This is a genomic window from Pseudomonas sp. AP3_22 TE3818 (genome assembly GCF_053628995.1).
Genome location: NZ_JBRJHL010000001.1, coordinates 558,919 through 580,361 on the forward strand (window position 1 = coordinate 558,919; position 21,443 = coordinate 580,361).

Here is a 21,443-nt window from a genome sequence, read left to right on the forward strand (position 1 = left end):
TGGCTGGGCTGCCGTCTTCGCGGGCAAGCCCGCTCCCACAGGGTTCTGCTGAGTGAACAAGTCAGTGTTAACACCACAAATCACTGTGGGAGCGGGCTTGCCCGCGAAGAGGCCGGTACTGCTGGCCTCATAACGTAAGGTTTACTCGCTGAAGGCCATCCCATGCTTCTCTTTGGTGGTCTTCACCGCCTCCAGCACTGCCAGCAGGCAGTCATCACGATAGCGCTCCAGTGCCGAAATGCTGTGTTTACCCAGTTGATCGCTGGTGCCGTCGACCACGTCGTCGATCAGTTTGTCAGTCAGTTCCGGTGCCGGCAGGTAAGTCCACGGCAATTGCAACGCCGGGCCGAACTGCGCCATGAAGTGACGCATACCGGCATCACCACCGGCCAGGGTGTAGGTCAGGAAGGTGCCCATGAACGACCAGCGCAAGCCTGCGCCGAAACGGATCGCATCGTCGATTTCACCGGTAGTCGCCACGCCGTCGTTGACCAGGTGCAGGGCCTCACGCCACAGCGCTTCGAGCAGGCGGTCGGCGATGAATCCCGGCACTTCCTTGCGCACGTGCAGCGGGCGCATCCCCAAGGATTCATATACTTTCATCGCCGCTTGCACGGCTTCGGGCGCGGTGTTTTTACCGCCGACCACTTCGACCAGCGGCAGCAGGTAAACCGGGTTGAACGGGTGACCGACCACGCAGCGCTCCGGGTGCGTGGCGCTCTCGTAGAACTCGCTCGGCAACAGGCCGGAGGTGCTGGAGCCGATCAACGCATTGGGCTTGGCTGCCGCGCTGATTTTGCTGTGCAGGTCCAGTTTCAGCTCAAGGCGTTCCGGGGCACTTTCCTGGATGAAGTCAGCGTCGCGAACGCATTCTTCGATGGTCGCGACAAAGCGCAGGCGATCCTGCGATGCGCCCGGCGCCAGGCCTTGTTTCTCCAGTGCGCCCCAGGCGTTGGCGACGCGTTTGCGCAGTGCGGCTTCAGCGCCTGGTGCCGGGTCCCAGGCCACTACGTCCAGGCCATGGGCGAGGGCGCGGGACACCCAGCCGCTGCCGATGACGCCGCTGCCCAGGGCGGCGAAGGTTTTGATTTCGGTGATAAAGCTCATGGTCACGTCCTAAAGAGTTCAAAAAAACCCTGTGGGAGCGGGCTTTTGTGGCGAGGGGGCTTGCCCCCGTTCGGCTGCGAAGCAGTCGTAAACCATTGTGCTTGGTGTGTCTGAAACACCGCAGTTGCTGGTTTTAGGGCCGCTTCGCGACCCAACGGGGGCAAGCCCCCTCGCCACAAAAGCCCGCTCCCACAGGGTTGGGTGTAAGTTCTATTAACCGCGCTGGGTCAGGCCCATTTTCTTGCGGCCTTCAGCGGGGGTGAGCACGCGGGCACCGAGGCGGCTGAGGATTTCCGTGGCGCGTTCGACCAGTTGGCCGTTGGTCGCCAGCACGCCCTTGTCCAGCCACAGGTTGTCTTCGAGCCCGACCCGCACGTTGCCGCCGAGCAGCACCGCTTGAGCCGCCATCGGCATTTGCATGCGACCGATACCGAAACCGGCCCAGACCGCGTCGGCGGGCAGGTTGTCGACCATGGCCTTCATGGTGGTGGTGTCCGCCGGCGCGCCCCACGGGATGCCCAGGCACAGCTGGAACAACGGATTGTCGAGCAGGCCTTCCTTGATCATCTGCTTGGCGAACCACAGGTGGCCGGTGTCGAAGATTTCCAGCTCGGCCTTCACGCCCAGCTCTTGAATGCGTTTGGCACCAGCGCGCAGCTGGGCCGGGGTGGAGACGTAAATGGTGTCGCCGTCGCCGAAGTTCAGGGTGCCGCAATCGAGGGTGCAGATTTCCGGCAGCAGTTCTTCGACATGGGCCAGACGGGTCAGCGGACCGACCAGATCGGTGTTCGGGCCGAACTCCATCGGATTTTCGCCGGCGCCGATTTCCAGGTCGCCACCCATGCCGGCAGTGAGGTTGACGATGATGTCCACGTCCGCCTCGCGGATACGCTCCATCACCTCGCGGTACAGCGCCACATCACGGCTGAACTTGCCGGTTTGCGGGTCGCGCACATGGCAGTGAACCACGGTGGCACCGGCCTTGGCGGCCTCCACGGCGGCAGCCGCGATTTGTTTCGGGGTGACCGGCACGTGTGGGCTCTTGCTGGTCGTGTCGCCAGCACCGGTGAGTGCGCAGGTGATGATGACGTCGTGGTTCATTTGGCGGTTCCTTACAGGCGAGTTTTTGGTTTTGGCCAGGCGTGGTGGTCCCGTTCGCAGCCCCTTGGGGCTGCGAGACGGTGGTGGGTTCAGGTTTATTTACTGGTCAGTTGCAGGTTTTCAGCGGCCGGTTTGCCATCGAAGGTGGTGACACCCTCAAGCCAGCGTTTTTTGTCCTGCGGGTGATCCTTGAGCCATTGTTTGGCCGACTCGAGAGCGTCCTTGTGATCCAGCAGTGGCTGCATCATCCGGCTCTCGTCTTCGGCGGTGAACGTCAGGTTGCTCAGCAGGCGACCGATGTTCGGGCATTGCTCGGCGTAGGTCGGCGCGGTGACGGTCCACACGGTGGCCTTGCCTTCGTTCGGGCCGAGGGCGTCGTCGCTGCCGGTGAGGTAGGTCATTTTCACGTTGACGTTCATCGGGTGCGGCGCCCAGCCGAAGAACACCACGGCTTCGTTGCGACGCACGGCGCGATCCACCGCGGCGAGCATGCCGGCTTCGCTGGACTCGACCAGCTGGAACTTGCCGAGGCCGAACTGGTTCTTGGAGATCATCGCCTTGATCTGGGTGTTGGCGCCCGAGCCAGGCTCGATGCCGTAGATCTTGCCGCCCAGTTCTTTTTCAAATTTGGCGATGTCAGCGAAGGTTTTCAGGCCCTTGTCGGCGAGGTAGGTTGGCACGGCGAGGGTCGCGCGGGCGTCTTGCAGGCTTGGCGCTTCAAGCACCTTGACCTGTTTGGCATCGACGAACGGGGTGATGGTCTGGGTCATCAGCGGGTTCCAGTACCCGAGGAACAGGTCCAGACGCTGGTCGCGGATCCCGGCGAAGATGATTTGCTGGGAGGCGCTGGTTTGTTTGGTGCTGTAGCCGAGGCCATCGAGCAATACCTGGGTCATGGCACTGGTGGCGATCACGTCGGTCCAGTTCACTACACCCATGCGCACGTTCTGGCATGCGGCGGGTTCGGCGGCCATGACACTGGCGCTCAGTAACGCGGTACCACTGAGTGCAAGAACACAGCTGCTGATCAGTCGTTTCATTCTCAGGTTCCTCGGCAGTTCGTTTATTGTGAGTTCCGGTGTCTGATGCGCCGGTGATGCCAAGTTACGCAGCAAAGCACCGATGAAAGCGCACTGCGGCGACCAGCTCTTGCACTGCAGCGACCTGTGCTCTTGAAAGCCGCTTGCAACTGGCGTATCTACATCCTCACGCTACCCGCCCTCTTGCTCCCCGCCAATCGAGTGCGCCCCATGTCCCAGGATTTCTACTTCTTGTTGATGCCGGGTTTCTCGGCCATCGGATTTATCTCGGCCATCGAGCCGTTGCGGGTTGCCAATCGCTTTCGTGGCGAGCTTTATCGCTGGCATGTGCTGAGCGCCGATGGCGGGGCAGTGCTGGCCAGTAATGGCATGTCGGTCAACGCCGATGCGGCGCTGGAGCCGCTGAAGAAGGGCGCGACCTTGTTGGTGGTCGCCGGCTTCGAACCTCTGAAATTCGCGACCCCGGCACTTGAGCATTGGTTGCGCCGACTGGACAACGAAGGCGTGACCCTTGGCGCCATCGACACCGGCAGTTTCATCCTCGCCGAGGCCGGTTTGCTCGACGGTCATCGCCTGACCCTGCACTGGGAAGCCATCGACGCCTTCAAGGAGTCTTATCCACAGCTCAGCGTCACCCAGGAATTGTTCGAGATCGACCGCCGGCGCATCACCTCCGCCGGCGGCACCGCTTCCATTGATCTGATGCTGGATCTGATCGCCCAGGCCCACGGTCCCGATCTGGCGATCCAGGTCAGCGAGCAATTCGTGCTCGGCCGCATCCGCCCGCGCAAAGACCACCAACGCATGGAAGTCGCCACGCGCTACGGCATCAGCAACAAGAAACTGGTGCATGTGATTGGCGAGATGGAGCAGCACAGCGAACCGCCGCTCAGCACCCTGGAACTGGCGGAATCGATCAAGGTGACGCGGCGGCAGCTGGAGCGACTGTTTCGGTTGCACCTGAACGACACGCCGAGCAATTTCTATCTGCGGTTACGGTTGGAAAAAGCACGGCAGTTGCTGCGGCAGACCGACATGAGCGTGCTTGAAGTGAGCATTGCCTGCGGGTTTGAATCGCCGTCGTATTTCACCCGCAGTTATCGGGCGAAATATGAGCGTTGTCCGCGGGAGGATCGGCATAGTGTTGGCGGTCGGCAAGGTGCCGGTGTGCCGCAACCTCCTCCCACAGAGACGCCAGTTATTTAGTGCAACTGCCGGGACTTGAACTGGAGGGCTAGAGCGGTAAGGCTGTCAGCGTTGTGAGTGGTGATTGCTATTTGGGCATTCCATATCTGGAGCTCCGAAGTTGGGTACGTTTCTTGTGCTAGGCGTACATGTTCTTGTATGGAGCTTTTTTGCCTGTCTCCGATTTTTGATAGGTCTGGAGTGCTTTCCGCAATCCGTAAGGATTGTTCAATGACGTCCTCCATGATTGCCTCACTGGCCCTTTCCGTATGCTCACGCGAGGAGGCGGAAAATAAATACCAGTAGTCATGGGTTTCTGCATGAACATGGCTAAGTTCGTGAAAGATTGTCCCTGCTCTGTACATTGCTGATTGTTCGCGTGCCTCGACGTTAAAGTAAATAAACATATTCGCTTTTGTTTCTAGCGGGTCTGAAAATGCCAGCTCGCTAGGGTAGTTTGGGTTGTTCGCGGTGAAGACAAAACGATCACCGCTAACATAATCCTCTATTGCGCCAGAAAGGATGTTTTCAAGTTTTTCTTTGGCCGCCATCGCAGCAATTCTCAGATATTGTTTGCTCTTTCTTTGACCGTAGATATTCCTCAGTTTTGCTCGCGTCTCTTTGGAAAGTTTTGGCTCGTTGAGGGACAAAATCGCATTATTCGTGAAGTCGATCATGGCAGAGAAATCGCTCTCGAATTCACGCCTCTGTTCTTTCGGTAAATCATCTGCCCGCCGATAAAGTATTTCCTGCCCGGCGGCGATCATTTCCTGTTCCATTTCATTCATGGGCTCAACCGGTGCAAGGCCTTGGCTGTCCTTGAAGCGCAGTGGATTGTTCTGAACCATCCGGTAGCGGTTCAAACCATCAATGTCACCCGCTGGATCCGGGTTGATCCAGCGCTGTAACCAAGGAGCGTAGTAACGAAGCCCGTAGTAGTAAAGCCCAGTGGCATCCCGCTCCTTTCCGGAGTATCGGAGTGTTTTGTAGCTGGCCTCGGTTTCACTTCGGGCGAGCCACCAGGCGGTGCCGCCAAAGGCGTAATAACCCTCCTGGCTTATCAGCGTGGCATCCTCGTCAAGTTCCAGTGTGCAGGATCCAAGGTGATCGCCCAGGCTGTAACGAATCTGGTCGTTGGCAATGCCTTCGGGCGGGTCTTCGTGCCAATGCAAAACCCGCGCGTTGCAACCGTCGGCATCAGCACTCACGACATACCGTACTTCTTCGCGACCGTTGTAATGGATCTCCAACCCGGGCAGATAACGCACTTCGCTGGTTAAGGTTGCAGATTTTGTCTTGCGATGGAGTACCTTGCGTAGTCGCTGGCCGTGGCCGTCATATCGATAGAGTTCATCATCATTCGGTTCATCGTGTCGGGTGACCTGAATGACCTCGCTGAGTTGATTGCGACTGTCCCAGTGCATGACTTGTGCGCCAGGGGACAGGATCAACAAGTTGCCGTTGCTGTCGAAGCTCTTGATGAAGTCCGGTTCGCCTGTCTGCGGTTTAGTCAGGCTTCGGTTGCTTGAAGGCTCGCTCACCATCTCACGGGTGTAACCTCGAAGGCCTTCATGGATGAGGGTTTTCAGGTTTCCCGCGGGATCATATGAGAATGTCTGTTTGTAGCTGCTTGTCACTGTCGATTGCGACGGGCGCGTTAAGGGACCCTGGCTCGCGGCAACGGATTCTCGACCGCTTGCCTCTATCAGTTGAGAAAGCGTGTCATATCGATAGTGGTTGGCGGGGTCAGTACGCTGGTTCCTGAAGTAGCGTATCGCTGCGACCGAGTCCCGGATCCGAGTGATATTGCCGACAGGATCGTAGGTGTAGGCAAGATCCTGGAGAGCATGGCCTGAACGGCTTGAGGTGAGTTGCAACAGGCGATCGCTTTGAAGGTCATAACGGCGAGTTGTCGTAACACCATTGCCGGCAGTTTCGTGCTCGATCTGACCACTGACGTTGTAGCGCCTGTTACTGAGTAGCGTTTTGTCCGGCAGATGCCTGCGTTTGAGGGCTACCTGTATGAGCTGGCCTGCGATGTCATAGCCCAATAGCCTTTGGTTGTCCCGAGCATCGGTCTGGGTCACCAGGTTGCCCAGGGCATTGAAACGCCATTGGGTGGTTTCACCTTCGGCTTCGAGTTTGCTGTCGCGGTCAGTCAAGCGCTCTGGCCAATTGACTGTGGACAGCTCGTTCATGAACTGTCGGGATTCGCTTAACCGAGCGCCCGCTAGGCTGTATTCCTCGAGATGCAGACAGCCAGCCGTGTCGTCGTGGCGAATAAGGCGTCCGCACTGATTATGTGGGCTGTACTCGGCGCCACTGTCGGCATAGACCATCCGCTCAGTCGTGGCAGAGGCAGCGTTGACAGCTTGCTCTGAGATGGCGATCGGGCGTAACAGGTTGTCGTACTCGATCTGACGTTGATTGTTCCGGCCATCCCACTCGAATTGAAGCTCGCCGCTGGCGCCCGGCAGTCTTGCTTTCCAGCCGCCATCAACACTGTTGTTCAGTAATGGTTCGCCGGAGAGGGCGTACACCATGCTCAGATTAGGCTGGCCCTGCGTTGCCCACAGACGTGGGTCCCAGCCGGCGCTCAGGTGCCCGTTCGGGTTGTAAGTCTGGCGATTGATTCGCGGTTCAGGTGTTTGTTCCAGGTGGGCACGGTAGTAGGTCACGGTACGAATCGACTGGCGGCGCGGGTCCTGTGCCATCAGGGTTGGGGTGGCGTCGTGAATGTAGTTCGGCAGGAAGTTGGCCATGTGATAGTCGCGCGCTTATGGAAAGTTCCAATGTATGCGCCTGGCCTTGAGCTTTTTAACTATCAGAAATGACACGTTTATGTCTGTTTGTGAGCGCCAGTGGGTGAAGGTGCAAGACGGCGCCTGTGGGAGCTGGCGCCGGTTGGGTCTTTTGGGATCAGCTTACTTCTTCATCAACGCCGAACACGCTGCCTTATAGGCCTCGTGCTGATATTTGTTCAGCGTTTGCGGCAGCTCGACATTGAATTTCTTGCACTGCGCCGTGATGGTCTGCGGCGACAGCAGCGTCACTTCGCAATTCTCCAGCAACTGGAAAACCCCTTCGATCTTGAACGTGGTCGGCCCACCGGCGAATTCACCTTTCTTGCTGCGCTTCTTGATCGCGATACGGTCGATGGAGTTCTCGCGCACAAAGGAGGAGACCTGAGCGGCGAACACTTTGACGTTGGCGGCTTCGTCATCATCGTCCAGGGCAATTTTCTTGGTGGCGAGCGCGACATGGCTCAGCGCCTGGCCGTCCAGCGTGGCCACGGCGATGATCGCTTCGCTGCCTTTGATTTCGATGCCGCAGACTTTCATGTTGAATCCCTTTACTGGCTGAAGCGTGCAGCTTACAGCTCAAGTTGAGTGGCGGTGATACCAAACGCCGCGGCGATTTTTTCGCGGGTGGCCTTGCGAGGCTTGGCGACCGTTTCCTGTTGGGCAAATGCCGGCTGGGATATACCCATTCGTTTGGCCACTTCATCCTGGGTAAGGTTCAAGTGTTCGCGCCAGGCGCGGATTGGGGTAGCGCCATCGACAATGCGGCTCACCACCTCGTGAGGGATCAAATCGGGCTCGATTTTCTGTGCCACGTATTGTGCATAGGGAATGACAACAAAGGCTGGATTGCCTTCGGCGTCGTTGATGATTTGGATGTCAGTAGGTGCGTTCATCGCGTTTTTTGACCTCTAGAATACTGACCACTTTGATCGCGCCATCCCAGTCGAACATAACCCGGTAATTACCGACACGCAGCCGATAAGCGTAGTCATGACCGACCAGTGCTTTGACATTGCCTACCTCAGGCATGCCTGTGAGCGCCGTGATGGCATCACGAACCTGGATCTGGTGAACGGAATGCAATCTCAAGAGTTGCTTAACGGCCTTTCGAGTCCAGTGAATGCTGTTCATGGAAGAATATAAGTCTTTTATAAGATTTGCGAATCTTTGCTTATATTTTTCAGGTGCACAATCAACAACAATTGTCAGCATGTTGCATGAAAAGCCCACAGATTGGGGCTTCCAGGCAATACGTGTCGGCGGGGTCAGAACGTGTTGTAGGAAGAAGGGAAAGTGATGTTGAAAGCTGGACGCAGTGCCAGCTTTCAACGGAATATTCAGGACTATTCCTGCCCAATCGACTCCAAAAACTCCGACCGTTCATCACTCATCCGCGCAATGCAATCATTCTGGGCAATGGTGAAAGCCTTGCTGCCACTCGTGGCCGGGAAGGCTTCGACGGCGCAGTCGGCATCCCGGGTCTTCAGCCATTGCTGTTGGGCAGCCTTGAGCTTGGCGGTGATGTCGGCCAGTTGCGACGGGTTTTTGCCGTATTGCGACTGCATGCGGTCGGTCAGGCCCTGGAGGTTTTCCTTGAGCAGGTCTTCGGCGGTGGTTTTGCTGAAGGCCGAGCACTCGAGGGTCTGGACGTCGTTTTCGACTTTATCGCACGGGTTGTCGTCGGACTCCTCCGCTGCGTGTACGCCGGTCGCAATCAATGCCAAAGCCAGAAGGATGGATTTCATTCAGGTCGCCGCTCTATTCCAGTGATGCAGCGAATTCTGGCCCAAGCCGAGGGCCTTGAACAGGTCGCTGATTGTGCCTGGCGACGACCCTTTGTCGCGGATTGACGCTTTCGGCAAACCCCCTGTCGTTTTTGCACCCGGTCGCCGAGGCACCGAGGCATATGCTGGCCCCAAAGCGCCGGCAGACGATTCGGCGCATGAATCGCTAATAAGGGGACAGCCTGATGAGCCCAGCCGAATTGCACGCCGACAGCATCGTTATCGACGGGCTGATTATTGCCAAGTGGAACCGTGAACTGTTCGAAGACATGCGCAAGGGCGGTTTGACCGCAGCCAACTGCACCGTGTCGGTGTGGGAGGGCTTTCAGGCCACCGTCAACAACATTGCCGCGAGCCAGAAGCTGATCCGCGAGAACAGCGACCTGGTGATGCCGGTGCGTACCACCGCCGACATCCGCAAGGCCAAGGAGCAGGGCAAGACCGGCATCCTCTTCGGCTTCCAGAATGCCCATGCCTATGAAGACCAGATCGGCTATGTCGAGGTGTTCAAGCAGCTCGGCGTGGGCATCGTGCAGATGTGCTACAACACCCAGAACCTGGTGGGCACCGGTTGCTACGAGCGTGATGGCGGCCTGTCGGGCTTCGGTCGCGAAATCGTCGCCGAGATGAACCGCGTTGGTGTGATGTGCGACCTGTCCCATGTCGGCTCCAAGACTTCCGAAGAAGTCATCCTCGAGTCGAAAAAGCCGGTCTGCTACTCCCACTGCCTGCCGTCGGGGCTCAAGGAGCACCCACGCAACAAGTCCGATGAAGAACTCAAGTTCATTGCCGACCACGGCGGCTTTGTCGGCGTCACCATGTTCGCGCCATTCCTCGCCAAGGGTATCGACTCGACCATCGACGACTACGCCGAAGCCATCGAGTACGTGATGAACATCGTCGGCGAAGACGCCATTGGCATCGGCACCGACTTCACCCAGGGCCATGGCCAGGACTTCTTCGAATACCTGACCCACGACAAGGGCTACGCCCGCCGCCTGACCAGCTTCGGCAAGATCATCAACCCGCTGGGCATCCGCACCGTGGGCGAGTTCCCGAACCTGACCGAAACCCTGCTCAAGCGCGGCCACTCCGAGCGTGTGGTGCGCAAGATCATGGGCGAAAACTGGGTAAGCGTCCTCAAGGACGTCTGGGGCGAGTAAGCCACTGCACCTCTGAATCCTTTCCCCCGGCCGCCCGCGCCGGGGGCAACACCAAAATTTTTCTGGAGTTAAGTTTCCATGGCCAAGATCGCCCCGCAATTGCCAATCGAAGTCGACAGCGAGACCGGTGTCTGGACATCCGACGCCCTGCCGATGCTGTACGTGCCACGGCATTTCTTCGTCAACAACCACATGGGCATCGAGGAAGTGCTGGGCGCTGAAGCCTATGCCGAAATCCTCTACAAGGCCGGCTACAAGTCCGCCTGGCACTGGTGTGAAAAAGAAGCCGAATGCCATGGCCTGGAAGGCGTCGCGGTGTTCGAGCACTACATGAAGCGCCTGTCGCAGCGCGGCTGGGGCCTGTTCAAGATCCAGGACATCGACCTCGATAAAGGTACCGCCAGCGTCAAGCTCGAACACTCGGCGTTCGTCTACGTGTACGGCAAGGTCGGGCGCAAGGTCGACTACATGTTCACTGGCTGGTTTGCCGGCGCGATGGACCAGATCCTCGCCGCTCGCGGCAGCAAGATCCGCACCGTGGCCGAGCAAGTCTACGGTGGCTCCGAAGAGGGCCACGAAGACGGCTTGTTCATCGTCAAGCCGTTGTAAGTCGAGGAACCCGCCATGGCTTTCGAAGCAATGTTCCAGCCGATCCAGATCGGCAAACTGACCATCCGTAACCGCGTGCTCAGCACCGCGCACGCCGAGGTTTATGCCACCGACGGCGGCATGACCACCGATCGGTACGTCAAGTATTACGAAGAGAAAGCCAAGGGCGGAATCGGCCTGGCGATTTGCGGCGGTTCGTCCGTGGTGGCCATCGACAGCCCGCAGGAATGGTGGAGTTCGGTGAACCTGTCCACCGACCGCATCATTCCGCACTTCCAGAATCTGGCCGATGCCATGCATAAGCACGGCGCCAAGATCATGATCCAGATTACCCACATGGGCCGTCGCTCGCGTTGGGACGGCTTCAACTGGCCGACGCTGATGTCGCCGTCGGGTGTGCGCGAGCCGGTGCACCGTGCCACTTGCAAAACCATCGAGCCGGAAGAGATCTGGCGGGTGATCGGTAACTACGCTCAAGCGGCCCGCCGCGCCAAGGCCGGTGGCCTGGACGGCGTCGAACTGTCGGCGGTGCACCAGCACATGATCGACCAGTTCTGGAGCCCGCGGGTCAACAAGCGTACCGACGAATGGGGCGGCACCTTCGAAGGCCGGATGAAGTTCGGTCTGGAAGTCTTGAAAGCCGTACGCGCCGAGGTCGGTGACGATTTCTGCGTGGGCATGCGCATCTGTGGTGACGAGTTCCACCCGGATGGCCTGTCCCACGAAGACATGAAGCAGATCGCCAAGTATTACGACGATACCGGCATGCTCGACTTCATCGGCGTCGTGGGTTCGGGTTGCGACACCCATAACACCCTGGCCAACGTGATTCCGAACATGAGTTATCCGCCGGAGCCGTTCCTGCATCTGGCTGCCGGCATCAAGGAAGTGGTCAAGGTTCCAGTGCTGCACGCGCAGAACATCAAGGACCCGAACCAGGCCACACGTATCCTGGAAGGCGGTTACGTCGACATGGTCGGCATGACCCGCGCGCACATCGCCGACCCGCACCTGATCGCCAAGATCAAAATGGGCCAGATCGACCAGATCAAACAATGCGTCGGTGCCAACTACTGCATCGATCGTCAGTATCAGGGCCTGGATGTGCTGTGCATTCAGAACGCCGCGACTTCTCGTGAATACATGGGCCTGCCGCACATCATCGAAAAAACCACTGGCGTGAAACGCAAGGTGGTGGTGGTCGGCGCCGGTCCTGCCGGGATGGAGGCCGCCCGCGTGGCCGCCGAGCGTGGCCACGACGTGACCCTGTTCGAGAAAAAGGAATTCATCGGCGGGCAGATCACCACCGCATCGAAAGCCCCGCAAAGGGACCAGATCGCCGGTATCACCCGCTGGTATCAACTGGAACTGGCGCGGCTGAAAGTCGACCTGCGTCTGGGTACCGCGGCTGACGCGCCTACCATCATGGACCTGCGTCCGGACGTGGTGGTGCTGGCTGTCGGCGGTCATCCGTTCATCGAGCAGAACGAACACTGGGGCGCGGCTGAAGGCCTGGTGGTCAGCAGCTGGGACATCCTCGACGGCAAGGTTGCACCGGGCAAGAACGTGCTGGTCTACGACACCATTTGCGAATTCACCGGCATGTCGACCGCCGACTTCATCGCGGACAAGGGCAGCCAGGTCGAGATCGTTACCGACGACATCAAGCCGGGCGTGGCCATCGGGGGTACATCGTTCCCGACTTACTACCGCAGCATGTACCCGAAAGAAGTGATCATGACCGGCGACATGATGCTGGAGAAGGTCTACCGCGAAGGCGACAAGCTGGTGGCGGTACTGGAAAACGAATACACCGGTGCCAAAGAGGAGCGGGTGGTTGACCAGGTGGTCGTGGAAAACGGCGTGCGTCCGGACGAAGAAATCTACTACGCGCTGAAGGAAGGCTCGCGCAACAAAGGCCAGATCGACGTCGAAGCCTTGTTCGCGATCAAGCCGCAACCTTGCCTGGAACAGAGTGGCGACGGCTACCTGCTGTTCCGCATCGGCGACTGCGTGGCCCAGCGTAACGTGCACGCGGCGATCTATGACGCGCTGCGGTTGTGCAAGGATTTCTAAAGGCTGCACTTGACCCTGTGGGAGCGGGCTTGCCCGCGAATGCAATCTGTCTGCCGACATTGATGTCGACTGACCCACCGCTTTCGCGGGCAAGCCCGCTCCCACAGGAACCGCTGACCGCGTTTCTCCAAGATGTTCTGGTGGGAGCTTCACCATGTTGAACACCCTTCTTCCAATCCTGTTGTTCGCAGCCCTGGGCCTTGGTGTCCTGGGGGCGTTGCGGCGGGTGGCCATGTGGCGCCGGGGCCGGGCTTCGAAAGTCGACCTGATCGGTGGACTGTTCGCCATGCCCAAGCGCTACATGGTCGACTTGCACCATGTGGTGGCGCGGGACAAATACATTGCCAACACCCACGTCGCCACGGCCGGCGGTGCGGTGGCGTCCATCGTGCTGGCGATTCTGGTGCACGGTTTTGGCCTGCATAACCGCTTCCTCGGCTATGCGCTGCTGCTGATGTCGGCGGTGATGTTCGTCGGCGCGATCTTCGTATACCTGCGTCGGCGCAACCCGCCGGCGCGTCTGTCGAAAGGCCCGTGGATGCGCCTGCCGAAAAGCCTGCTGGCGTTCTCGGCCTCGTTCTTCCTGGTGACTCTGCCGGTGGCGGGCATCCTCCCGGAAAACTTCGGTGGCTGGCTGTTGGCGGCGATTCTCGGGGTTGGTGTGTTGTGGGGCGTGTCGGAACTGTTCCTCGGCATGACCTGGGGCGGGCCGATGAAGCACGCCTTTGCCGGTGCTTTGCATCTGGCCTGGCACCGTCGCGCCGAACGCTTTGGCGGTGGCCGTTCCACCGGTTTGAAGCCGCTGGACCTTAGCGACCTGAGTGCGCCACTGGGTGTGGAAAAACCCAAGGATTTCACCTGGAACCAATTGCTCGGCTTCGACGCCTGCGTGCAGTGCGGTAAATGCGAAGCAGCGTGCCCGGCCTTCGCTGCCGGCCAGCCGCTGAACCCGAAAAAACTGATTCAGGACATGGTCATCGGCCTGGCCGGTGGCACCGATGCAAAATTCGCTGGCAGCCCATATCCCGGCAAAGCGATTGGCGAGCACGCCGGCAATCCGCATCAACCGATCGTCAACGGCCTGGTGGACGCCGAGACCCTGTGGTCGTGCACGACTTGCCGCGCTTGCGTCGAGGAGTGCCCGATGATGATCGAGCACGTCGATGCCATCGTCGACATGCGCCGTCACCTGACCCTGGAAAAAGGCGCGACCCCGAACAAGGGCGCCGAAGTCCTGGAAAACCTGATCGCCACCGACAACCCGGGCGGCTTTGCGCCGGGCGGGCGGATGAACTGGGCGGCAGACTTGAACCTCAACCTGCTCAGCGAAAAGAAATCCACCGACGTGCTGTTCTGGGTCGGTGACGGTGCCTTCGACATGCGCAACCAGCGCACCCTGCGCGCTTTCGTCAAAGTGCTCAAGGCGGCGAAAATCGACTTCGCCGTGCTCGGCCTCGAAGAACGCGACAGCGGTGACGTGGCCCGGCGCCTGGGCGATGAAGCCACTTTCCAATTGCTGGCCAAGCGCAACATCCAGACCCTGGCCAAGTACAGCTTCAACCGCATCGTCACCTGCGATCCGCACAGTTTCCACGTGCTGAAAAACGAATATGGCGCCTTCGACGGCAACTACCTGGTGCAGCACCACAGCACTTACATGGCGGAAATCATCGATGCTGGCGCGCTGAACCTCGGTCAGCACAAAGGCGACAGCGTGACCTACCACGACCCGTGCTACCTCGGCCGCTACAACGGCGAATACGAGGCGCCGCGCCAGGTACTGCGCGCGCTCGGGATCGAAGTGAAAGAGATGCAACGTTCCGGTTTCCGCTCTCGCTGCTGCGGTGGCGGCGGCGGTGCGCCGATCACCGACATTCCGGGCAAGCAACGCATTCCTGACATGCGCATGGAAGACATCCGCGAAACCGGTGCTGAACTGGTGGCTGTGGGTTGTCCGCAGTGCACCGCGATGCTCGAAGGCGTGGTCGAACCCCGACCGCTGATCAAGGACATCGCCGAACTGGTGGCCGACGCGTTGCTCGACGACGCCGCGCCTGCCAAGACACCCGCCAAGCGCGAACCTGCGGAGGCCCACTGATGAGCGACATTATCCGCCGCGACCCTCGGGCCGAATGGATCGCCCGCAACCGTCTGCATCCGCTGCACGCGGCGATGCAGCCGGCGCAACACAGCTGGATGGGGCCGAACGGCGTCATCCGCAAGAATCCCCATGGCATTGGCTTTATCGGCCCCAATGGCATCAAGCGCATCGACCGCAGCGGCGCCCAGCAGGGCGGGACGACCAAACGTTCAGCCGCGGTTGAAGTGCAATTGCCATTGCATCAGGTGGCCGCACCGGCGTTTTACATCAGCGTGGTGCCGGACATGGTCGGTGGCCGCTTGAGCAGTCACGACCGCGACCTGCTCGGCCTGGCCCATCAACTGGCCGGCAAGGACGGCGCGGTGCTGGCCGTGGTGTTCGGCGAGCACAAGGAAAGCGCTTTTGCCACGGCGGGCGTTGACCGCCTGCTGGTGCTGGAAGGCGAAGCATTCAACGGTTATGCGCCGGAACAACGGGTCCAGGGCTTGCGGGCTGTGGATAACCAGTTCAGCCCGCGTCACTGGTTGTTGCCGGACAGTCGCACCGGTGGCGGGGAACTGGGTCGGCGCTTTGCCGCTGCCTTGGGCGAACGCCCGGCCACTCGGGTCTGGCAGGTCAAGGATCAGGAATGCATCGGCCGCGCCGGTGCCGGTCTGCAAGACCTTGCCCGTCCGTTGGCGCGTTTGATTCTGGCGGCTGCCGAGTGCGCCGAACCGGTCAGTGAAACCCGTCATGAAGCATTGCCGGTGGAGTTATCCACAACCGTGGCGCGCAGCCTGTCGCGGATCGAAGATCTGGGCGCGGTGGCGGTGGACCCGGCGGCGATTCCGATGGCCGAGGCCGAGTTCATTTTCTCCGGCGGCAACGGGGTCAAGGACTGGGGACTTTTCCACAGGACCGCCGAAGCCCTCGGCGCCACCGAAGGCGCATCCCGGGTGGCGGTGGACGACGGCTTCATGGCCCGCGATCGTCAGGTCGGGGCATCCGGTACCTGGGTGACTGCACGGGTCTATGTGGCCGTGGGGATCTCCGGGGCGATCCAGCACCTGCAGGGCATCGGTGCCTGCGACAAGGTGGTGGCGATCAACCTCGACCCTGGTTGCGACATGATCAAGCGTGCCGACCTCTCGGTGATCGGCGAGAGCGCGGAGATTCTTCAAGCCTTGATCGACGCGGTAGAGGCTTACCGCAACGACGCCAAGCGCGATGCGGCTTAAGGGAAGGAAAGGGTTATGAGCACGAAAATCATCAGCCTGGTGTCCATCGGCGCCCACCCGACGTCCGGTCGGCCGCGTCGCGCGGAACAGGATGCGCGGGCGGTGGAACTGGGACTGCAACTGGCTGGGGATAACTTGCAGGTGCTGCATGCCGGCGATGTCGCCGAGCCTGCATTGCGCGCTTACCTGGGCATGGGCCTGGAACAGTTGCATGTGCTTGAGCAACCCGAGGGTGCCGATGCGCTGCCGGCATTGACCGAGTATCTGCGCGATGCCGGTGCTCAGGTGGTGTTGACCGGCAGCCAGGCGGAAACCGGTGAAGGCTCGGGCATGTTGCCCTTCCTGCTGGCTGAGAGCCTGGGCTGGCCGCTGGTGGTGGGGCTGGCACAGGTCGAGTCCATCGATGGCGGTTCGGCGCTGGTGCTGCAAGCCTTGCCGCGCGGTCAACGTCGTCGGCTGAAGGTGCGCCTGCCGTTTCTGGCAACGGTGGACAACGCCGCGCCCAAACCTCGCCAGAGCGCGTATGGCCCGGCCCGACGCGGCGTGCTGCAAGCGCAGGACGTTGAAGTCGTCGATGATGAACTGCTCGCGGTTGCCAGCCTGCAACCGGCCAAGCCACGGCCCAAGCGCCTTAAAGTGATCAAGGCCAAGAGCGGCGCCGACCGCATGAAAGCCGCGACGGCCAAGGCCAGTGGTGGTGGCGGGCAGGTGCTCAAGGGCGTGACGGCACAAGCGGGGGCTGAAGCGATCCTCAAGTTGCTGATTGAAGAGGGTGTGGTCCGCTGACAAATAGTCACCCTGGATCAAATGTGGGAGCGGGCTTGCTCGCGAAGGGGGCGTGTCAGTCGACATGAATATCGCCTGCCCCGCCGCTTTCGCGAGCAAGCCCGCTTCCACAGAAAAGCTTCATCTCACCGAAACTCATGGGGGAGCAATGGCAGTTGAATTTCGTTCGGCAGTGCGCGCGGATGCGCGTGAGATTGCGCGGTTGTTCCAGATTTCATCCGAGGGCGCTTCAGATTACATCTGGAGTCAGATCGCAGAGCCCGGCCAGGATCTGTTGGACGTCGGCGCCATTCGATATGCCCGGGACGACGTCGATTTCTCCTACCAGAACTGCCTGATTGCCGAGGCCGATGGCCAGGTCATTGGCATGATGCACAGTTACGCGATGCGCCACGATCCACTGGCGGTGCCGACGAGCGACCCGGTGCTGGCGCCTTATGCCGACATGGAAGTGCCCGACACCCTGTATATCTCCAGCCTGGCCCTGCATGAAGGTTGGCGTAACCGGGGGCTGGGCATGCAGTTTCTCGCCCATGCTCAAGAACGTGCCGACCGGCTGGGGCTCAATGGCCTGAGCCTGATCGACTATGCCGCCAACACTGGCGCCCGGCGTTTTTACGAGCGACACGGCTTCGGGATCATCAAGACCTGCCAGGTCACCCCTCATCCCATGATCCGCGTCACCGGCGACGCCTATCTTATGCACAGACCCTGAGCTGGATCGGGGAGTGTTCGACCCGCGACAGTTATCCACAGCGCCACCCATCTTTTTCTGGCACCACGCTGACAAGGGCGGTGAGCTACAGTTTTCTATGCGCTGATCAAGGGTGCGGCACGCGTTCGGGAGTTTTCAGGCATTCAGCGCTGACTCATAAAACCCGGTTTTATGACTGGCTTGAATATGAAGACTTTCGCTCTTTTGGCGCTCTTTTTTACGGCCATGTGGGTATCCACAGGCTTGGTGTCTGCCGTCCAGACAAAAGCACCCGCGGCCGATCAGGACTTCTATCAGTGGGTCGAGACCGAACAGGGGCGTAACGCCTCCCTGGCTCAGTTGCGGCAACAGTGCGACAAGGTGCTGGATGCCGATAAGCACCTCGACTGTTCGGTGACAGTCCTGGCCAGAATGCTCGAAGCCAAGGTCGCCAACCAACTCCCCGAATACTATCTGGCGATCAAGGGCAGGCATGCCCGGGCGATAGAGGCCAGCGCCGATCTGAAACCGCTGTTCTCCATGTTCGGCGACAAATCACTGGCTATCCTGGCGACGACTGGCAATTTCTCGGTCAGCGGTTCGGCGCGGCATGAGGTACTGCCGCTGCATCCGTATGCCAACGACTTCTACACCGCTGAGGAAGTGCTGCCATTTATCGAGGTCGGCGCGGCCAACGGCGCCTCGGCGCGTTTTGTACTGGACACGGGGGCACCGCAAACCCGGGTCAACATCGACACTGCGAAACAGATGGGCATCAGGTTGCTGCCCGATGCTGAGTATCGCTACAGCACGTTTTATGGCGAAAAGGGCCTGGCCGCCAGGCTGGGCATTCTCCGGTCACTCAAAGTCGGCACGCACGAGTTCAGGAATGTCCTGGTGTTTGTCAGCGACCGGGATAATTTATTGGGGCTGGACCTGATCAGCAAACTGGGGCGCTTGAAGATCACCAGAAGCGCCCTGGAACTCAATCCTGCACCAGCCAGGCGCTGCGATGCGTTCATTGCCTTTAGCCGCGTGGATCTCAACCAGCGGCTGGTGGTTGCCGCTCAGCTGGATAGCCGGACAACACAGGCCATCATCGATACGGGAAATGTCGACTATCTGACGGCCGCGTCACCTGGCAGGCAGGTCGATGCCGTGCAGGCACTGACACCAGGAAGCTCGAACGGTTACACCGGCGACAACAAGCACTTTCAACGCTTCGACGGAGTATTGGTCATGCAAGGCAACATCATGGCGGTCAGCTACAAATATTACCCGGGCTTCACCATCCCGCCGTCGCTGCTGGGCGGGCAATACGTGCCGTCGATAGTGCTCGGTTGGCGCGCCTTCAAGGACTTTGAATTGAACCTGGATCTCGACTCAGGTCGCTCATGCTTCAATAAAGTTTGAATAACCCGGTGTTTACCCACAATCCCTGTTGGTGGTTCTGTGGATAACATGTTCGCCCCTCGCTACACCCCATACAAATCAAGCCCTGCAAGGCGTCGTTCAAAAAACAACCAGCCTCGGGCGTGATTTTTTCAAGCTTTTTCAAGGGGATAAGTGCTGGCGCTGATGCAGACTTGCCCCCAAACTCTGTTGGCGCTTCTGTGGATAAGATGTTTGCTATCGGCTGCAGGCCTTATAAACAGAGGTGTGCAGGCATCTGATCATAAAATGATCAAAAGGCGGTTTTGCATAGTCGGCTTTCACGCAAACGCTGGATTTTTCCAGGTTTCAGCGGTTTTCCACAGAGCTTTCCAAGTTAACCCCAAAGTCTGTTGGCGCTTCTGTGGATAAGGTGTTCGCCATCCTCTGAACGCCATGCAGGCCGTGGCTTTCAGGCTTCAGGTCAAAAAACGACCAGTCCACTCGCGGAAGCAGGCTTCTGGATAAGTCACGGTTTTTCTTTGGTTTTCGTGAAGAAAATTTCCAGCATTTCCACAGTTGTCCCCAATAGCTGTGGGTGGAGATGTGGATAACTTGTTTGCGGAAGGCTGGAAGGTGCGGCGGGCATAGGCCTGAACGAGATAGGTCATATTTCGTACAGTTCTATGAATGACGGGCAAGCCCCCTGTAGGAGCGAGCCTACTCGCGATGGACGTCAACGATAACGTTGGCAACCTGACACCCGGCGGCGTTCTCAGGCTCATCGCGAGCAAGCTCGCTCCTACAGGGAGTGGATTTAGCCTTGGACCGGAACGCCTTTGAGGTACGGTGCAGGCTCGGCCCCCAGGTTGCTCAGCAGACGCTCGCTGTACCAGTCGACGAAGTTCACCACGCCAAACTCATAGGTCTTGGAGTACGGGCCAGGCTGGTACGCGGTGGAGTTGATGCCGCGCTGGTTCTCTTCGGCCAGGCGACGGTCCTGGTCGTTGGTGGCGTCCCAGACCTGGCGCATGCGCTCCACGTCGTAGTCCACGCCTTCGACGGCGTCCTTGTGCACGATCCACTTGGTGGTGACCATGGTTTCCTGGGCGCTGATCGGCCACACGGTGAACACGATGATGTGGTCGCCCATGCAGTGGTTCCAGGAGTGCGGCAGGTGCAGGATGCGCATCGAGCCCAGGTCCGGGTTCTTGATGCGGCCCATCAGCTTGGCGCAGCCCTGTTTACCGTCCATGGTCATCGACACGGTGCCCTTTAGCAGGGGCATGCGCACGATGCGGTTGCGCAGGCCGAAGCTGGCGTGGGCGTAGGGGATCTTCTCGGCTTCCCAGGCGGCGGCGGAGGCGGCCACGTGGTCCTTGAATGCCTGGTCGGCGCGTGGGTCGGTGACGTCGTCCCATTCCAGCAGGGTTTTCAGCAGTTCCGGGTGCGATGCGTTGCAGTGGTAGCACTCGCGGTTGTTCTCTAGCACAAGCTTCCAGTTGGCCTTTTCCATCAAGGTGGTTTGCACCGCCACCTTGGTGTTTTCCATGTCATACGGTTCCATGTAGTGGTTGAGCGTCGACAGGAAGTCATCGATGGCCGGTGGATTCTCCGACAGGCTGATGAAGATGTAGCCGCCGGCGGTCTTAACGTTCACCGGTTTGAGGCCGTACTGCTTCATGTCGAAGTCGGCGCCCATCTCGGTGCCGGCGAACAGCAGGCGGCCGTCGAGTTCGTAGGTCCATTGGTGATAGTGGCAAACCAGCTTGGCGACCTTGCCCTTCTCGCTAGTGCACAGGCGCGAGCCACGGTGGCGGCAGACGTTATGGAACGCGTGCACCACGCCTTCGGCGCCGCGGATCACGATGATCGGGTTCTTGCCGACCTGCAGGGTCAGGTAGTTGCCCTTGGTGGGGATCTCGCAGGTCATGCCGGCGATCAGCCACTCTTTCTGAAAGATTTCCTGCATGTCGATATCAAACAGGCGCTCGTCGGAGTAAAACGGCTGCGGCAGCGAGAACGTGCGCTCGCGCTCCTGCAGCATCTGCGCGGTGGCCTTGCGTGCGGGTTCCAGCGGATCGCCCAGGCTCAGGGTAGTAGTGACGTCCATCGTTTAATCCTCAAGGCCATCTGCGTGGCCGGCGAAAGTGGCTAATCAGGGGTGCTGCTCAGGGTTGCTACGCAAGGTGTAAAGAATGTGTCTTGGTATGGGGCGAGTGTGGGGCCGGCGCTGGCCAGAACCTTATCCATGGGCGACATGGTGCAATCTGTTCCCGACGCGCAAGCCCCGGTCGTTGGGGGCTGGTCGCGATAAGCATGTCGATGTCGCAGATAGGTAAATGGGTGATCCGCGCTATACGCAGAATCGCCAACATGAAGGCCGACAGTCGGCCGTGGAGATC

At 59.6% G+C, this 21,443-nt stretch carries 18 protein-coding genes; 9 read left to right on the forward strand and 9 right to left on the reverse strand.

Annotated features, from left to right (window positions below):
- Window positions 1–141 precede the first annotated feature (141 nt).
- From AB7M25_RS02680 to AB7M25_RS02690, 3 genes are all read right to left on the reverse strand, one after another.
- On the reverse strand, window positions 142–1,107 hold the full coding sequence (locus AB7M25_RS02680) for an L-carnitine dehydrogenase (protein WP_095964145.1): 966 nt from the start codon (window positions 1,105–1,107) through the stop codon (window positions 142–144).
- Between the two features lie 213 nt (window positions 1,108–1,320).
- The gene (locus AB7M25_RS02685) at window positions 1,321–2,208 is read right to left on the reverse strand and encodes a BKACE family enzyme (RefSeq protein WP_007975497.1); all 888 of its coding nucleotides are present in this window, start codon (window positions 2,206–2,208) and stop codon (window positions 1,321–1,323) included.
- A gap of 95 nt (window positions 2,209–2,303) precedes the next feature.
- Complete coding sequence (locus AB7M25_RS02690; protein ID WP_007975498.1) at window positions 2,304–3,248, reverse strand: choline ABC transporter substrate-binding protein; 945 nt, start codon at window positions 3,246–3,248, stop codon at window positions 2,304–2,306.
- A 210-nt stretch (window positions 3,249–3,458) separates the two neighbouring features.
- Between AB7M25_RS02690 and AB7M25_RS02695 the strand changes: the two genes are divergently transcribed.
- Window positions 3,459–4,454, forward strand: a complete 996-nt coding sequence (locus tag AB7M25_RS02695) for a GlxA family transcriptional regulator (protein ID WP_429388495.1) — start codon at window positions 3,459–3,461, stop codon at window positions 4,452–4,454.
- Here the strand turns inward: AB7M25_RS02695 and AB7M25_RS02700 are convergent.
- The 5 genes from AB7M25_RS02700 to AB7M25_RS02720 form a co-directional block, all read right to left on the reverse strand.
- Window positions 4,451–7,195 carry an RHS repeat domain-containing protein gene (locus AB7M25_RS02700; protein ID WP_454236956.1) on the reverse strand — a complete coding sequence of 915 codons (2,745 nt, stop codon included), beginning with the start codon at window positions 7,193–7,195 and terminating at the stop codon, window positions 4,451–4,453. The genes AB7M25_RS02695 and AB7M25_RS02700 overlap by 4 nt on opposite strands.
- A gap of 162 nt (window positions 7,196–7,357) precedes the next feature.
- Window positions 7,358–7,774: a DUF3010 family protein gene (locus AB7M25_RS02705; RefSeq protein WP_429388499.1), complete on the reverse strand. Its 417-nt coding sequence runs from the start codon at window positions 7,772–7,774 to the stop codon at window positions 7,358–7,360.
- 32 nt (window positions 7,775–7,806) lie between these two features.
- A complete protein-coding gene (locus tag AB7M25_RS02710; RefSeq protein ID WP_007975501.1) occupies window positions 7,807–8,130 on the reverse strand; it encodes a helix-turn-helix domain-containing protein in 324 nt (107 codons plus the stop codon).
- Window positions 8,114–8,368 (reverse strand): type II toxin-antitoxin system RelE family toxin, encoded by a 255-nt coding sequence (locus AB7M25_RS02715; protein WP_429388501.1) that lies wholly within the window; start codon window positions 8,366–8,368, stop codon window positions 8,114–8,116. The genes AB7M25_RS02710 and AB7M25_RS02715 overlap by 17 nt, the downstream gene beginning before the upstream one ends.
- A 212-nt stretch (window positions 8,369–8,580) precedes the next feature.
- Window positions 8,581–8,982, reverse strand: coding sequence for a lysozyme inhibitor LprI family protein (locus tag AB7M25_RS02720; RefSeq protein ID WP_429388502.1), 402 nt, complete (start codon window positions 8,980–8,982; stop codon window positions 8,581–8,583).
- Between the two features lie 224 nt (window positions 8,983–9,206).
- On the opposite strand from AB7M25_RS02720, the gene AB7M25_RS02725 reads away from it, so the two are divergent.
- From AB7M25_RS02725 to AB7M25_RS02760, 8 genes are all read left to right on the forward strand, one after another.
- Entirely contained in the window at window positions 9,207–10,184 is a 978-nt protein-coding gene (locus tag AB7M25_RS02725; RefSeq protein WP_007975504.1) for a dipeptidase, read from the forward strand.
- Between the two features lie 78 nt (window positions 10,185–10,262).
- Window positions 10,263–10,793, forward strand: a complete 531-nt coding sequence (locus tag AB7M25_RS02730) for a DUF5943 domain-containing protein (protein WP_007975505.1) — start codon at window positions 10,263–10,265, stop codon at window positions 10,791–10,793.
- Between the two features lie 15 nt (window positions 10,794–10,808).
- On the forward strand, window positions 10,809–12,869 hold the full coding sequence (gene dgcA / locus AB7M25_RS02735; protein ID WP_007975506.1) for a dimethylglycine demethylation protein DgcA: 2,061 nt from the start codon (window positions 10,809–10,811) through the stop codon (window positions 12,867–12,869).
- A 154-nt stretch (window positions 12,870–13,023) separates the two neighbouring features.
- Window positions 13,024–14,967: a dimethylglycine demethylation protein DgcB gene (gene dgcB, locus AB7M25_RS02740; RefSeq protein WP_429388505.1), complete on the forward strand. Its 1,944-nt coding sequence runs from the start codon at window positions 13,024–13,026 to the stop codon at window positions 14,965–14,967.
- On the forward strand, window positions 14,967–16,187 hold the full coding sequence (gene etfA / locus AB7M25_RS02745) for an electron transfer flavoprotein subunit alpha (protein WP_258682801.1): 1,221 nt from the start codon (window positions 14,967–14,969) through the stop codon (window positions 16,185–16,187). Before dgcB ends, etfA begins: the two co-directional genes overlap by 1 nt.
- A 15-nt stretch (window positions 16,188–16,202) precedes the next feature.
- Window positions 16,203–16,973: an electron transfer flavoprotein subunit beta gene (etfB, locus tag AB7M25_RS02750; RefSeq protein ID WP_218473380.1), complete on the forward strand. Its 771-nt coding sequence runs from the start codon at window positions 16,203–16,205 to the stop codon at window positions 16,971–16,973.
- Between the two features lie 148 nt (window positions 16,974–17,121).
- On the forward strand, window positions 17,122–17,688 hold the full coding sequence (locus tag AB7M25_RS02755) for a GNAT family N-acetyltransferase (protein ID WP_429386721.1): 567 nt from the start codon (window positions 17,122–17,124) through the stop codon (window positions 17,686–17,688).
- A 225-nt stretch (window positions 17,689–17,913) separates the two neighbouring features.
- Window positions 17,914–19,080, forward strand: a complete 1,167-nt coding sequence (locus AB7M25_RS02760) for a retroviral-like aspartic protease family protein (protein ID WP_454238330.1) — start codon at window positions 17,914–17,916, stop codon at window positions 19,078–19,080.
- A 775-nt stretch (window positions 19,081–19,855) separates the two neighbouring features.
- On the opposite strand, the gene gbcA is transcribed toward AB7M25_RS02760, so the two are convergent.
- Window positions 19,856–21,151: a glycine-betaine demethylase subunit GbcA gene (gene gbcA, locus AB7M25_RS02765; RefSeq protein WP_429386562.1), complete on the reverse strand. Its 1,296-nt coding sequence runs from the start codon at window positions 21,149–21,151 to the stop codon at window positions 19,856–19,858.
- Between the last annotated feature and the right edge of the window lie 292 nt (window positions 21,152–21,443).

Excerpts from the sequence above, each read along its gene's own strand:
- AB7M25_RS02680 (WP_095964145.1), bottom strand. The coding sequence starts at position 1,107 with ATGAGCTTTATCACCGAAATCAAAACCTTCGCCGCCCTGGGCAGCGGC.
- AB7M25_RS02685 (WP_007975497.1), bottom strand. The coding sequence starts at position 2,208 with ATGAACCACGACGTCATCATCACCTGCGCACTCACCGGTGCTGGCGAC.
- AB7M25_RS02690 (WP_007975498.1), bottom strand. The coding sequence starts at position 3,248 with ATGAAACGACTGATCAGCAGCTGTGTTCTTGCACTCAGTGGTACCGCG.
- AB7M25_RS02695 (WP_429388495.1), top strand. The coding sequence starts at position 3,459 with ATGTCCCAGGATTTCTACTTCTTGTTGATGCCGGGTTTCTCGGCCATC.
- AB7M25_RS02700 (WP_454236956.1), bottom strand. The coding sequence starts at position 7,195 with ATGGCCAACTTCCTGCCGAACTACATTCACGACGCCACCCCAACCCTG.
- AB7M25_RS02705 (WP_429388499.1), bottom strand. The coding sequence starts at position 7,774 with ATGAAAGTCTGCGGCATCGAAATCAAAGGCAGCGAAGCGATCATCGCC.
- AB7M25_RS02710 (WP_007975501.1), bottom strand. The coding sequence starts at position 8,130 with ATGAACGCACCTACTGACATCCAAATCATCAACGACGCCGAAGGCAAT.
- AB7M25_RS02715 (WP_429388501.1), bottom strand. The coding sequence starts at position 8,368 with ATGAACAGCATTCACTGGACTCGAAAGGCCGTTAAGCAACTCTTGAGA.
- AB7M25_RS02720 (WP_429388502.1), bottom strand. The coding sequence starts at position 8,982 with ATGAAATCCATCCTTCTGGCTTTGGCATTGATTGCGACCGGCGTACAC.
- AB7M25_RS02725 (WP_007975504.1), top strand. The coding sequence starts at position 9,207 with ATGAGCCCAGCCGAATTGCACGCCGACAGCATCGTTATCGACGGGCTG.
- AB7M25_RS02730 (WP_007975505.1), top strand. The coding sequence starts at position 10,263 with ATGGCCAAGATCGCCCCGCAATTGCCAATCGAAGTCGACAGCGAGACC.
- dgcA (WP_007975506.1), top strand. The coding sequence starts at position 10,809 with ATGGCTTTCGAAGCAATGTTCCAGCCGATCCAGATCGGCAAACTGACC.
- dgcB (WP_429388505.1), top strand. The coding sequence starts at position 13,024 with ATGTTGAACACCCTTCTTCCAATCCTGTTGTTCGCAGCCCTGGGCCTT.
- etfA (WP_258682801.1), top strand. The coding sequence starts at position 14,967 with ATGAGCGACATTATCCGCCGCGACCCTCGGGCCGAATGGATCGCCCGC.
- etfB (WP_218473380.1), top strand. The coding sequence starts at position 16,203 with ATGAGCACGAAAATCATCAGCCTGGTGTCCATCGGCGCCCACCCGACG.
- AB7M25_RS02755 (WP_429386721.1), top strand. The coding sequence starts at position 17,122 with ATGGCAGTTGAATTTCGTTCGGCAGTGCGCGCGGATGCGCGTGAGATT.
- AB7M25_RS02760 (WP_454238330.1), top strand. The coding sequence starts at position 17,914 with ATGTGGGTATCCACAGGCTTGGTGTCTGCCGTCCAGACAAAAGCACCC.
- gbcA (WP_429386562.1), bottom strand. The coding sequence starts at position 21,151 with ATGGACGTCACTACTACCCTGAGCCTGGGCGATCCGCTGGAACCCGCA.